The 13,113-nt window shown below is 44.9% G+C and carries 9 protein-coding genes; 2 read left to right on the plus strand and 7 right to left on the minus strand.

Going from position 1 to position 13,113, the window contains the following annotated elements:
• Positions 1-38: 38 nt before the first annotated feature.
• Entirely contained in the window at positions 39-1,118 is a 1,080-nt protein-coding gene (tilS, locus tag NYP69_RS03425) for a tRNA lysidine(34) synthetase TilS (protein ID WP_101896651.1), read from the plus strand.
• Here tilS and NYP69_RS03430 read toward each other — a convergent pair.
• From NYP69_RS03430 to NYP69_RS03450, 5 genes are all read right to left on the minus strand, one after another.
• Positions 1,115-2,767 (minus strand): D-alanyl-D-alanine carboxypeptidase/D-alanyl-D-alanine-endopeptidase, encoded by a 1,653-nt coding sequence (locus NYP69_RS03430; RefSeq protein WP_473410598.1) that lies wholly within the window; start codon positions 2,765-2,767, stop codon positions 1,115-1,117. The two genes, tilS and NYP69_RS03430, sit on opposite strands and share 4 nt — an antisense overlap.
• Positions 2,768-2,940: 173 nt before the next feature.
• The gene (locus NYP69_RS03435; RefSeq protein WP_032819030.1) at positions 2,941-4,593 is read right to left on the minus strand and encodes a hypothetical protein; all 1,653 of its coding nucleotides are present in this window, start codon (positions 4,591-4,593) and stop codon (positions 2,941-2,943) included.
• A gap of 14 nt (positions 4,594-4,607) precedes the next feature.
• Positions 4,608-5,489, minus strand: a complete 882-nt coding sequence (locus NYP69_RS03440; RefSeq protein WP_473410599.1) for an ABC transporter ATP-binding protein — start codon at positions 5,487-5,489, stop codon at positions 4,608-4,610.
• A gap of 148 nt (positions 5,490-5,637) precedes the next feature.
• Positions 5,638-6,864, minus strand: a complete 1,227-nt coding sequence (locus NYP69_RS03445) for a glycosyltransferase family 2 protein (protein WP_473412925.1) — start codon at positions 6,862-6,864, stop codon at positions 5,638-5,640.
• The gene (locus tag NYP69_RS03450) at positions 6,861-8,534 is read right to left on the minus strand and encodes an AI-2E family transporter (protein ID WP_346284075.1); all 1,674 of its coding nucleotides are present in this window, start codon (positions 8,532-8,534) and stop codon (positions 6,861-6,863) included. The genes NYP69_RS03445 and NYP69_RS03450 overlap by 4 nt, the downstream gene beginning before the upstream one ends.
• A 144-nt stretch (positions 8,535-8,678) precedes the next feature.
• On the opposite strand from NYP69_RS03450, the gene glnA reads away from it, so the two are divergent.
• A complete protein-coding gene (gene glnA, locus NYP69_RS03455) occupies positions 8,679-10,115 on the plus strand; it encodes a type I glutamate--ammonia ligase (protein WP_016819218.1) in 1,437 nt (478 codons plus the stop codon).
• A 100-nt stretch (positions 10,116-10,215) separates the two neighbouring features.
• Here the strand turns inward: glnA and NYP69_RS03460 are convergent, their stop codons facing one another.
• Together NYP69_RS03460 and glmM are read right to left on the minus strand one after the other, a co-directional pair.
• Positions 10,216-10,869 carry a peptide deformylase gene (locus tag NYP69_RS03460; RefSeq protein WP_004130015.1) on the minus strand — a complete coding sequence of 218 codons (654 nt, stop codon included), beginning with the start codon at positions 10,867-10,869 and terminating at the stop codon, positions 10,216-10,218.
• Positions 10,870-11,633: 764 nt separating this feature from the next.
• Positions 11,634-13,043 (minus strand): phosphoglucosamine mutase, encoded by a 1,410-nt coding sequence (glmM, locus tag NYP69_RS03465; RefSeq protein WP_101889697.1) that lies wholly within the window; start codon positions 13,041-13,043, stop codon positions 11,634-11,636.
• Between the last annotated feature and the right edge of the window lie 70 nt (positions 13,044-13,113).

The raw sequence follows: 13,113 nt of genomic DNA on the forward strand, positions 1-13,113 counted from the left end.
CGTGTTACAACTTACGCATTAGGATTTAGACTATAAGCATGGTGTACTCATCTTGTTGGCGCAAAGGAATCGGCCAAGTAAAACGTTGCTTTAATAACATAGGGTTAAACGTGCAAGACCCGCAATTCTTGCAACACGGCGAGCATGCAACTTTGCCATCCGCTCCGATTGTGTTGGTCGCCTGCTCTGGCGGTCGCGATTCACTTGCGCTAACGGCGCTTGCATCAAAAGTGTGCGCAAGCAGAGGGATTCGATGCGCTGCAATAATCGTAAATCATAATCTTCAAAAAGACTCCGACAAAGTGGCGTTTAATGCAGCTAAAACCGTTGCAAAACTTGGAGTAGACGAGTCGCTTGTATTTGTTAAATCCGTTCAAGTTAAAGATAACGAAGAGGGAGAAGAAAGCGCAGCCAGAGATGCTAGATACGCTGCGATTATTGAAGTTGCAAAAGATTTGCGCGCGGCGGCGGTTCTTTTAGCACACACAGCAAACGACCAAGCAGAAACGGTTTTAATGGGATTGCGCGATTCTGCTGGCTTGGAGGCCGTGGCTGGAATGAAAGACGTTACAGTTAGGGAGAATGTGCTATTTGCTCGGCCGCTAATTAATCTTATGCGACTTGAAACCACGCAGATTTGCAAGGATTTGGGCGTTGAATGGTGGGACGATCCAACAAACGGCGATTCATCGCCAATCGATGTTGAGCTGCCAAAATCCTACCCGCTGCGCTCTAGAATCAGGCATACACTTATGCCGTATATTTCGCGATTTTTTGAATCAGATATGACTTTGTTGCTTGCAAAAGGAGCGAAATTTGCTCAAGACGACCTAGACTACATAAACTCGCAAGTAAATCTTGTAGAAAAAGAGGCGATTGTAAAAGAGGATTGCAAAGTCAAAATCAAACTTGCGACTCTAGAAAATAGCCACATCTCGATTAGGCGGCGAATCGTAGCTCGCGCGCTAAGTGCTGCTGGAATACGCTTTTCGTCAAATCATATAGAATCAATCGACGAGTTAATAACAAACTGGCATGGTCAAAAGCCGATTGCGCTTCCAGGAGGATATGAAGCAAGCAGAAAATCACATACCATAACGATTTGTGAACGCTACTAAAGATTGGTAAGCTCTGCCATCATCTTATTAATGCCAACATAAGTGTAGTTAACATCTCCAGGCGGATTAACAACAACCGCAAAAGTTAGCGCGCCTCCCGACTTTCTAGAAACGTTGCCAACCATAGACGAAACATCACCCAAAAATCCAGTTTTAACACGCATCAATCCAGCGGCCGACTTATCAACAAGACGCTTTTTAGCAGAAGTACACCAAACGCCTGGCAAGGCCAAACCTTCTGCTGCAGCAGCACCAATCCCCTCCTGAAGATTTTGCGCTTGAACCTGAATCAAAGTAATCGCACGAACAGCGGATTTAGGCGAAAGTCCCGAGCAATCCGACATATGCAATCCGTTTATATCAATACCTAAATCACGCAAAACATCTTGCACAGCCAAAGTTGCACCCTTTGGAGAATTTGGCTTACGCATAGCGAGCGCAGTTAAACGCCCGAACTCTTCCGCAAGGGAATTGTCGGAATGCCTAAGCATATACGCCATTATCTCGCTTAGCGGAGCAGAACAAACGCGCGCAATCTGGCTAAAATCGGCGGAAATAAGCGATTTTTTGTAGCTAACATGCATGGAGTCTGCGCCAGAAATTTTAGCTGCCTTAGTGATTTTTGCAGAATCGCCCTTCCATTCGCGAACGTCAATGCCATATTTTTGCAACAAATTTGCAAAAATCAAACCCGTACTAACAGCAGGATGCCTATCTAAAAGCGGATAATCGTCGGTATCGTCCGCGTCGTTTCCGTACGAAACCCACGCCGCAAAATCGCGATTACGCCCCTCATCCACTGCAACAGACGAAGTTGGAGCGTAGAATCGGCCTTCTTCGTCGTTCTCGTTAATAAGCTCAGGATATCTTTTTGCACCAAACAGCGAATCGTCAACAGCAAACTGAACAATCTTAACGCCCCGCTTTTTAAGAGCGGCAGCCGTTTTATTTGCAAGAGTTTCTAAGCCAGCTCTACCGTTTACGTGATTCGGGTCGCTTTGCCCAGCCCCAAGCAGCATGTCTCCACCGCCGCGCAAAACAATTCGCGCAACACTCCCACCTTCGTCGCAGCTTGCATAAACCAGCGTGTCTAGCGTTGAAGCCATATCTAAAGTATGCGAGGCCGCTAGAGCTGTAAGCGTTTTCATTGTAGACGCTGGTTGCAAAGCAAGATCTTCGTTTTTTGCAGCAATAATCTTCCCGTTTGCATCCGCTATAACAGCCGCCGCATTTGGCCCAAGATCTGGGTAATCAAGGAATGTTTGCAAAACCTTTTCCGCAGCAGCTTTGTCAACTGGCTTGTTTTTATCTAATTGCTTTATTAAAGACGCGTAATGCGCTATTTTCTTAGGTTTTGGACTGCTTAACTCTTGCAAAGATTTATTGTTTTTAATTGCCATTCGCGACTGAATAAAATCGCGATTTTGCAAAAGATCTTTGCTATCGAACAGAATGTATCCGCACATTAGTGATAGAACGCTTGCAGCTGCGATTAAGCACACAACAGCGCGATTACGTGACTTTGGCGGCTTTTGCGCGCCTAAGCTAGACGTAAATCCAGCTTTTTCTCTTGATTCTTTAGACGTAAAAGCATCTTCTGGAATCTCGATTATATTATCTGGATTCTTAACGTTTTCACCGTCTTGCATGCGCACGCCGCCTGTTTTACCGATTAATTGCAACTCTGTATAACTATACAAGCCATGTAGACTATATAAGAACTATATAAGAACTACATAAGAATTATATAAGAACTACATAAAGTCTACATAAGCTATACGCTTGCACACATAAATCGCAGATCTTACGTGCGCATTAATACTCAAGCAGTAATCGAGGCAAATCTGCGCAAGTTTTCTACAATACGAATCATGCGCTTATCCATTACTTTGCCGCCAATAATTACGCCAACAGCCAACACAATTGCGCCGTTCACTACGAACAGAATGCATGCAATCCACAGCAGTTGCGGCGCAAGAATAATAAACGCAATCACAGCCGCAACCGAAGGAATCATGCAAACTACAGAAAGAAGCATAAAGCCGATAGCTGCAAAACTTCGCCCGCCAGCAGAACCTTGCGGCCTAGAGAATGGCTTTTCAATTGACGATACAGGGTACATTGCAATGCACGAAGAAATTAAGCCAATGCCTATGGTAGCAAAAGCTACTCCGATTGGAGAAAGAGTTTGGAACATAACTGCATTCATATTTTGCTGGACATTTGCTACAAAGAAAAGGAAAGCGTAAACCCCTATTCCAAGAATTGCAAAGTACACAGCGCAAATCACGGACCAAACTATTGCGTGCGCTAAACGATCGTGCAAACCTTTTACTCCAATAATCGCATGCATAGTAAAAGCTGTTCCATCGTATGCAATATTGTTTCCAACAACCATTCCCATAAGCGTCGCAGCATATATCATCCATCCAGAAACGCCTATGTCCTGTGCTATAGAACCAAATCCTTTAGCGTTAAAACTAGTTCCTCCTGCAACTACCAGCATAAAAAGCGGCGCAATAAGCAAAAATAGTTGACGCATATCTCTTCTCATAACGCTAATAATTCGCGCAATAATCGCACCAACTGTGTTGTCTGGAACTGCTGCAAACAAGCCGATTCCCTTAGTTTTAACAACTGTTTTTTGCTCACCACGAAGCAACTTCGGCTCTAATTTTGCACAAAATACAGAGATTGCAAAGCAAGCAGCAATCGTTACAACGCAAATAAGGAAGCGAATAACAAGTGCAAGCCAATTGCCATTAATGGCGTCAAGAGGCAAAGCCATAGACGCACTTAACGGCGTAAAAGCGGAAACAGCGCAGAAACTTGAGCCAAGCACAATTCCGCTTGGATTTTTGTTACCAATATTCACAGTGGCAACAAAAATCATGTACGCTACGAAAATAGCAAAGTAAAAAATGTTTCTTGAATGCTTGTTTATTAAAATAGTATCCAAAAGCTCAATAAGCATTTTGCTTAAAGACACGATTGTTGCAACATAAAGCGGAGCCGCGATTACGCTTACTAAAACTGGCACAATTCCAAAGTTTCGGTACGCTAAAGACCACAAAGCAAGCGCGATTGTGCAGCTTACTGAAAGCGCTCCAAAAAGAGAGCCAAGAAGCATGCCAGCTTGCTGCTTTACGTAAGGAATGCCGTAAAGCGCAAAACTACGCGATTTTAGTGTTGTGTCGCTGCCAAACATAAACACGTTTATAAACAGCGTAAAAATTGACACAATCGACGCAACCATTATTGGAGCCAATTGGAATTCCTGCCAATTTTTAGTATCTGCAAGCATTCCTGGATTAATGTACTTGCCAGTTTCCCAGCCCGCAAAACCAAGAGCGCATATAAGCGCAAGTCCAAAAACAATTGCTATAGCAAAGCCAATTTTTTGCCAAATTGACTTTCGCATAACAGAAAAAGTAAGCGCCCAGCGAAGGCGAACCATGGTAAAAATCATAGACATTACGGTTCTCCTTTTTAAGCGTTGAAATTGGTGGAAGATGCAGGATCGTTATCAGATTTACCGCCATTAAGCCAGTCGATGCGTGCAGCAGCGTGACGTCCGCCAACAAGCTCCATAAAGCGATCTTCAAGATTCTTGCCTTGAGCAACTTCTTCAAGAGAGCCAGCAGCCGCAACATGACCTTCGTTAATGATTGCCACGTGCGAGCACATTTTTTCAACCAATTCCATAACGTGCGAAGAAATAATCACCGTTCCGCCAGTAGAAACATACTCGGCGAGAATATCCTTCAAATTTGCGCTAGAAACAGGATCCACTGCCTCAAAAGGCTCGTCCAACACAAGCACGCGAGGGCTGTGAATCATAGCTGTTGCAAGGCAAATCTTCTTAGTCATACCAGTTGAATAGTCCGAAACCATAGTGTTTGCAGCTTCTGTTAAGTCGAAAGCAGAAAGCAAGTCGTTCGCGCGCTTTACAGATTCCGCGCGACTCATATCGCGAAGCATGCCAGCATATGTTAAAAGCTGAAGGCCAGTAATTGTCTTAAAAATCTCGTCTGCTTGAGGCATTAAACCGATTGCGCGCTTAGCGCTATTTACGTCACTCCAAACATCGTTGCCAAAAATCGAAGCCGAGCCAGCATCTGGCATAAGCAAGCCCGTAAGCATTTTAATCGTAGTAGTTTTGCCAGCACCATTAGGGCCTACTAATCCATAGAAGGATCCTGCTGGAATATCTAGCGAAAGATTATCTACAGCAACTTTCTTGCCAAAAGTCTTAACAAATCCGCGAATAGAAACAGCTGGAACTTCTGCACTACTATCACTCGAATAAGTGTTTACGCCAAAAACTGGAACACTGCCAGACACATTTGCAGAAGGAACAGAATCCACCATATAAACCTCGCAACATACAGATAAACGCACGTATTGCGCCACATTAATTGCGCAATCGCACGTTTACACCAAGGATTCTATTATCTCATATATTGCGTATAAACACACTACGAGGCAGGTCATGTCGTTCGCGCAGAACGCAGCAAAACTACCGCCCCGTGTGATGAATCGGCTTCCACTCGCTCTTAGAGAACACAGCTTGGAACGCAATCGGCACATACGAAAGCATAAAAATCGGGAAGCTAAGAACGTACGCAAAAAGCTCTTTGTTAGTGGCTCCAAGCTTATCGTGTTCTACAAGAATAGTAAGCGAAACAAACACCATCATGCCCAAAACGCTTGTAACAGTAGTTGTTATAAAGCTAAGCGTTGAATCAATCTGACTTGCCCACGTAACAAATCCAAATGCTGCAAAGATAAATCCGAGTATAAGGCGAATAATCGCAAGCACCATAAACGGGCAAAGCATAAGCGTAAAATCAACCGACGAAAAATCGCGTTCGCGAATTCCATTGCGTATAAGAGCCGCTCCGTAATATCTAAACACTTGCAAGAAGCCCTTACTCCAGCGCAGCCTTTGCCTCCAGCTTTGCCTAAACGATACGGGCTGCTCGTCGTAAAGAACCGCCGACCCGCAATAACCCACTTTGTCGCCGTGCAAAATCGAGTCCATTGTAAACTCAAGATCTTCGGTAAGCAGGTGGAACTTCCACCCACGATTTCTGTGCATAATCTCACGCGAAAACATGAATCCCGTTCCGCCTGCATGGCAGCTAGATCCAAAAAGCATGCGCGAATTGTTAGTAAATCGCGATTCGCGTATAAACCACAATGCCGACCCAGAAGACACCCAATTATCCGATAAGTTAACAGAATTTCTGTAGCTTGTTAAAATCTGATACCCTGCGTGGAATCCCTTATTCATCTCTTCAAAATAGTGCAAATCCAGCTTATTGTCGGCGTCAAAAACAAAGTATGCGTCGTAATCTTTGTCTTTTCCAAGCTCCATTATGTGGTCCAAAAGGTAGCTAAGCGCGTAACCCTTGCCAATATGCTGCTTATCGAATCGCTCTATAACATTGCACCCATACTTTCTTCCAACTTGCGCCGTGCTGTCTGTGCAATTGTCGGCAACTAGCCAAATATCTATTAGCTGTTGATTATAAGTTTGATGCTGTATGCACTCTATAAGATTGCCGATTACAGCTTCCTCATTTCGCGCAGATATTAAAACCGCGTAATGCTTGTCCATTGGAGCATTCGGAAACACTACTGGCTTTGCAACAAGCGACGCCACTGCGCAAACGCCTTGGTAAATAACGCTGCTAACGCCGATTATGATTACTAAAACGTCGAAAATAGACAAAAGAATCATTTATTCCACCCGCTTCGTGGATTCGTGTTTGTGTTCGATTTTTTGTTTTTACTTTCGTTTGGAATTGTAGCAGATTTATTTGTTTTTGACTTTAATTGTTCCTTATCTTGATTGGTTGCTTGCGACTTATCTTTAGCATTTGCATGCGACCCGTCAGCTGCTTGCGATTCGCGATCCGCTTGCCCACTATCCAAATCCGCATTTTCCGCGCGCTTCTTAGCAATATCGCGATTAACTGCATCTAGAACATCGCGCGAAATCGCCATAGTAGCAATATATCCAGAATCTTCTTGAGAATTTTGACTTTCACTAGAATCACTAGAATCACTAGAAGAAAGGCTAGAATCACTAGAAGAAACATAGGCCTGCTTATACCAATACATAATGTCTTCATTAATCGAAACTCTAGAAGACGAGCCTTTCATAACTCGAAGAACCTTGTCTTTAACAGGCTTTACAAAACTATTACCAATCGCTTCAACACTCGTAACCATAATCGACTTTCGATTAGGCTTTGGATCGTTCATTAATGGAGAATCAACAAGCTTATACTGCTTTGTGCAAACTTTAAGAATAGCTTGCAAGCTGGCAGTAACAGGAAGAGCCAAAAACGCGCCAAGAGCTCCAAAAACAGCACCCATTACCAACACCGACAAAAATGCTACAGCAGGATTTAAGTCCATAGTTTTTTCGGAAATCTTAGGAGAAATCACCATGTTTTCAATCTGCTGATAAATCGTAACAAAAATAAGAACAGCCAAAGCGGATGCAAAACCGTTGGAACCCCAAGCAAACACAATTGGCAAAGCTCCGCCCAAATACGTACCAATCGTAGGCACAAATTGCGAAACAATTCCGCAGAACAGCGCAAGCGGAAGCCAATACGGAACTTTCATAAATATTAGGAAAATCGCAGTACCCGTTGCATTAATCGCAGCCAAAATTGTGCGCGAGAACAAGAAGCTCGATATTTGCTCTTGAACAACCGACCATATAAACAAAAATCGCCTTTGAGACTTAGGATTCAGCAAGCGGCACACGCTTCTACGCATTGCAGGACCTGCAGCCGAAATATAATAAGTAACCATCAAAATGGTAAGCAAATCAAGCAAAGCGGCCATCAAACCCCAAGTAGTATTAAGCGCAAAACCACCAAAATCAACAACCCACGATGTTTGAATGTTGCGCAAAATCTCCATTCCAAGCTGCTCAATATTTGGCATCTTAAAACCAGTAGAATTTAGCACAAAATGAGCGAATTGGTTGTATAAATCAGGCAAACCAAGAACCATAGAAACAGCTTGTTGCACAAAAAGATTACCAAAAAGAACAAGAAGCAAAATAATAACCACAAGCACCCCAACCAAGCTTGCCAAAGACGCAAAAGCCCTACTCCAACCGTGTTTTATAAGGCGCATAACAAGTGGCTCAATTGCAAGAGCTATAAAAATGGAGATTACAACGTCGAAAACTATAAAAGCTATACTTCCCCACGCAAACCAAACAAAAATCGCAACAAACGCGGCGATTACAGCATACATAAGCGCGCGACTTAGCCAATCAGGAGGCCTGCGATTATCTCCCTTAGCTGGAAAAATCGAAGCCAAGTCGATTTTGGCTCTTGTGCCGTTGCTATCCATACGGCTTTCGTAGTTTTCTTTATTTGTCATAAATTCCATTGTACTTTACAAAGCGTGTAACACAATCAACAAAGCGTGTAACACAATCGTAACCAGATAGTCGAGTCGCTGAAATCCAAAATCATATACAACAATCTAAACTATTTACTGAGATTTTTATGAAAGGATCGTGGCATGACCACTTTGCAAACTAAAGAAGATGCCGAGGCTTTGATTAAGCAAGAAGGCATTGAGTACGTATCTGTTCGATTTACTGATTTGATTGGCGTTCAGCAGCATTTTACTGTGCCTGCAAGCGAGTTCTTAAACAGCGCATTTACAGATGGAATGGCCTTCGACGGCTCTTCTATGCAAGGATTCCAGGCTATTAACGAGTCCGATATGAAGCTTATTCCAGACGTAGACACCGCTTACATTGACCCATTCCGCAAGCACAAGACTTTGAACGTTGCTTTTTCGATTGTGGATCCTGTAACAGACGAGCCTTATTCTAGGGATCCTCGCCAAGTGGCAATTAAAGCCGAAGCCTACTTAAAGGCCACTGGCATTGCCGATACCGCAAGCTTTGCTCCAGAAGCCGAGTTCTTTATTTTCGACAAGGTGCGTTTTGCAAACGATATGCAGCGTTCCTTCTACGAGGTGGATTCCAACGAGGCTCCATGGAATTCTGGCATAGACACCGAAGACGATGGCAGCAACAACATTGGTTTTAAGAATCGCGTAAAGCACGGCTACTTCCCTGTTCCACCTGTTGATCACAATCAAGACTTGCGCGACGACATGGTTTACAATTTGCAAAAGGTTGGTTTGATTCTTGAGCGCTCTCACCACGAGGTTGGCGGCGCAGGTCAGCAGGAAATCAACTACCGTTACAACACGCTTGTTCACGCTGGCGACGACTTAATGAAGTACAAGTACGTTGTTCACGAGACTGCTGCTTTGGCTGGCAAGGCTGCAACGTTTATGCCTAAACCAATTGCTGGAGACAACGGCACTGGTATGCACTGCCATCAGTCGCTTTGGAAGGATGGCAAGCCATTGTTCTATGCGGAAACTGGTTATGCTCAGCTTTCCGATATTGCGCGTTGGTACATTGGCGGCCTTATTAAGCACGCGTCTTCTGTGCTCGCTTTTACGAATCCTTCGCTTAACTCTTACCACCGTCTTGTTCCAGGCTACGAAGCTCCTGTAAACTTGGTCTACTCGGCTCGTAACCGTTCTGCAGCTATTCGTATTCCTCTTGCTGGAGAAGCTCCTGCTGCTAAGCGTATTGAGTTCCGCGCGCCAGATCCTTCTTGCAACCCGTTCTTGGCGTTCTCTGCTCAGCTTATGGCTGGCTTAGACGGCATTATGAACCACATTGAGCCTCCTGCTCCTGTTGATAAAGATCTTTACGAGCTTCCACCAGAAGAGCACGACGGCATTAAGCAGGTTCCTTCTTCGCTTGGTGAAGCTTTGCAAGCTTTGGAAGAAGATCACGACTTCCTTATGCAAGGAGATGTGTTTACTAGCGACTTGATTGAGACTTGGCTTAATCTAAAGCACGAAGAGATGGACATGGCTCGTTTGGCTCCAACGCCACTTGAGTACGAGCTTTACTTCCACATCTGATAGCAACTACGTAACAATGCGTAATAACTCGCGATAAGCGATAAGCAAATCCCCCGCAAGAAAACTTGTGGGGGATTTTAATTTACATTAGTCTTTTATTTTAAATCGCAAATCCGAGTGTTCTAGCAGCGTTTACAGGAACTGCCTCATCTGCCCAATAATCCTCAAGGTTTTCGTCGCTAGAAAGCGAGCGCATTTCTGCGCGATCAATGTAAAGCTCACCGCGTAAATGATCCGTCTCGTGCTGGAAGATTCGCGCTGGCCAACCGTGCAAGCGCTGCGAATGCTGCTTTCCATCCTCGTCTTGCCAAGTGGCTTGAATGTCTAGCCAGCGCTGACGAACAGCTTGATACCCTGCAACACTTAAGCAGCCCTCGTAAAAACTGCGCGTTTGCGTGCCAATTGGCTCATAGTGCGGATTAATAATCGCTCTAAATGGCAATTCCGCAATATCTCTAGGGTCGTCTTCGTCGTCTCTAACGTGATCTTCTACAACCGCAATCGCTAATCCAAGCCCGATTTGCGGCGCAGCCAAACCAACACCTGGAGCGTCTAGCATAGTGCTGTGCATAAGCGAAATAAGCTTGTTAAGCGTTGCGCGCGTAAGCTGACCATCGTAAGCAACCGTGCGCTGCCTTAAAACAGGCTCCCCTGCTTGAACAATCGACAAAACACCATCTTCTGTAGCAGAATCCAAAAGTCGCTCTACTGCGCGGCTAAGCTTAGTATCGACACTTGCGTGATGCGTAAACATAGGACTCCTTTACCCATGCGATTCATAAAACTTCTAAAGCAATCTATAAATCTAAATTCGACTATTGCTAATGGCGTATATATCAACAACAATACCAAAAGAGCTAGTATATCAAGATTATCCGCTTTTTGTAGTCCTAATCAGCGTGTCGAACAAGAAAATGCGCGAAGGCATGTCGTGTCATTACGTAGGTTACGCCAAGCTAGGTAGAGATTCGAGATTTTTCGCAGCGGATGAAGCGTTTCGTTCGCGCGTTACAGCGCGCGAACGTCTTCGCTTGCATTGAAAGCACACCGTGCTTTCAACTTTGAGCAAGCTCAGCGAATCGAAGTGCATTCGCGCGCTACGCTTTAAGCGCTCATGTAAGTCGATTCGCAGTCCTTCATGGTGATTCGCTGAAGCAGCAAGAAAAATCGAGAATCTCGGCTATGAAAGCCACGCAAAAGTCCTAGATATCCAGAAGGTTTGATGTATTTCTCTACGAGCAATAAATAGCGCCGTACTAAAACCTAAAACCCTAGAATATTAACATTCATAAACTATACGCAAAAGTGTTTCGTTCGCGCGGTCTAAGCGCGCGAACGTCTTCGCCGCACGTAAAGTCCACTGGACTTTACGTTTGAGCGGCTCAGCGCGCCAAATTGCCTTCTCGCGCTACGCTCTAAGCTCGAAGGCAGGTTGGCGCGCCTGCGAGGAGAGAAATACTCAAACCTCGCGCAATACCGAATAAGGAGAATGTCGTTCGCGCGGTACAGCGCGGAAAACTACAACTTAAGATTATCCGTTACAACTTGTGCAAGTCGTGCGCAAACCTCATCTGCTTGCTCTTGCGTTGCAGCTTCGCACATAACGCGCACAAGTGGCTCCGTTCCGCTTGGTCTAAGAAGAACGCGACCCGTGTCTCCCAAAAGCGCACTTTCCTTCTCTACAGCATTAAGAACAGCAGCATTTGTCTTAGACGCCATCTTATCTACATTCGGCACATTTACTAAGCATTGCGGAAGTTGTGGGAAGTCGGCAGCCATTTGCGAAAGCTTCTTGCCTTCGCGCACAACTTCGCGGCACAACGTAAGCGCTGTAAGAGTGCCATCTCCCGTGGTTGCAAACTCGCGATTAATCACATGCCCAGACTGCTCTCCGCCAAGAGAATAATCGCCTCTAAGCATCTCTTCTAGAACGTAGCGGTCTCCAACGCTTGTTTGAACAGTAGAAATACCCATGTCTTTTAGCGCAAGCTTTAATCCAAGATTGCTCATTACAGTAACAACAAGAGTATTATGGTTCAGCTTGCCTTCGGCCTTCTTAGAACGCGCAAGAATGCCCATAATTTGGTCGCCATTAACCATGTTTCCGTTTTCGTCTACAGCCAAGCATCGGTCTGCATCTCCGTCGAAAGCTACTCCTAAATCGGCCTTAGACGCCTTAACCATAGCTTGCAACTGCTCGGGATGCGTGGAACCCGCGTGATCGTTAATGTTGTATCCATCTGGAGAAGCGTTAATAACAATCACTTCTGCGCCAGCTCTGCGCAATGCTTCTGGAGCTACTACAGATGTTGCGCCATTTGCGCAATCTGCCACTACTCTAAGACCTGCAAGAGGCTTAGGACGAGTAGAAGACTCACTGCTTAAAGGCGCTACAGAAGAAACAAGATGATCAATGTAAAGATTCGTAGCTGTAGTGGTATCGTGACTGATTCGCCCAACACCGCTGCCCGTAGGACGCTGCCAATCCTTGCCTAAAACTGCTTCAATCTCGTCCTCTTTACTGTCTGGAAGCTTAAAACCGCCACGCGCAAAGAACTTGATTCCATTATCTGGCATTGGATTATGCGAAGCAGATATTACTGCACCCATCTCTACGTTTAGCACAGAAGTTAAAAAGGCCACGCCAGGAGTTGGGATTATGCCAGCGTCTATAACGTCAAATCCGCCTGCACTCATGCCTGCTGCCAAAGCGGACGCTAGAAAATCGCCAGAAACGCGAGTATCGCGACCAACCAGCGCCCTTCTCCTAGCGTGCATTTTCTTCCCTGTATCTTCGCTATTTGAATCGCTGCTATGCGTTTCTCCTAAAACACGGACGGCAGCATCGCCTAAATCTAACGCTAATTGTGCAGTCAAATCGCGATTTGCTAATCCTCTAACGCCATCGGTACCGAACATATTTGGCATAATCAGACTCTTTCAATTAGATTTCAAAAAACACACTGCATTCCATTTTACTCTGCAATGCGCTAGACGC

It is taken from the genome of Gardnerella sp. c17Ua_118 (genome assembly GCF_055804255.1).

What these genes read in the sequence shown, in the direction of transcription:
- NYP69_RS03440 (WP_473410599.1), bottom strand. Translation starts at nt 5,489, where the DNA reads ATGGTGGATTCTGTTCCTTCTGCAAATGTGTCTGGCAGTGTTCCAGTT.
- NYP69_RS03435 (WP_032819030.1), bottom strand. Translation starts at nt 4,593, where the DNA reads ATGTCTATGATTTTTACCATGGTTCGCCTTCGCTGGGCGCTTACTTTT.
- glmM (WP_101889697.1), bottom strand. Translation starts at nt 13,043, where the DNA reads ATGCCAAATATGTTCGGTACCGATGGCGTTAGAGGATTAGCAAATCGC.
- NYP69_RS03450 (WP_346284075.1), bottom strand. Translation starts at nt 8,534, where the DNA reads ATGACAAATAAAGAAAACTACGAAAGCCGTATGGATAGCAACGGCACA.
- NYP69_RS03445 (WP_473412925.1), bottom strand. Translation starts at nt 6,864, where the DNA reads ATGATTCTTTTGTCTATTTTCGACGTTTTAGTAATCATAATCGGCGTT.
- NYP69_RS03460 (WP_004130015.1), bottom strand. Translation starts at nt 10,869, where the DNA reads ATGTTTACGCATCACGCAAGTGTCGATACTAAGCTTAGCCGCGCAGTA.
- tilS (WP_101896651.1), top strand. Translation starts at nt 39, where the DNA reads ATGGTGTACTCATCTTGTTGGCGCAAAGGAATCGGCCAAGTAAAACGT.
- NYP69_RS03430 (WP_473410598.1), bottom strand. Translation starts at nt 2,767, where the DNA reads ATGCAAGACGGTGAAAACGTTAAGAATCCAGATAATATAATCGAGATT.
- glnA (WP_016819218.1), top strand. Translation starts at nt 8,679, where the DNA reads ATGACCACTTTGCAAACTAAAGAAGATGCCGAGGCTTTGATTAAGCAA.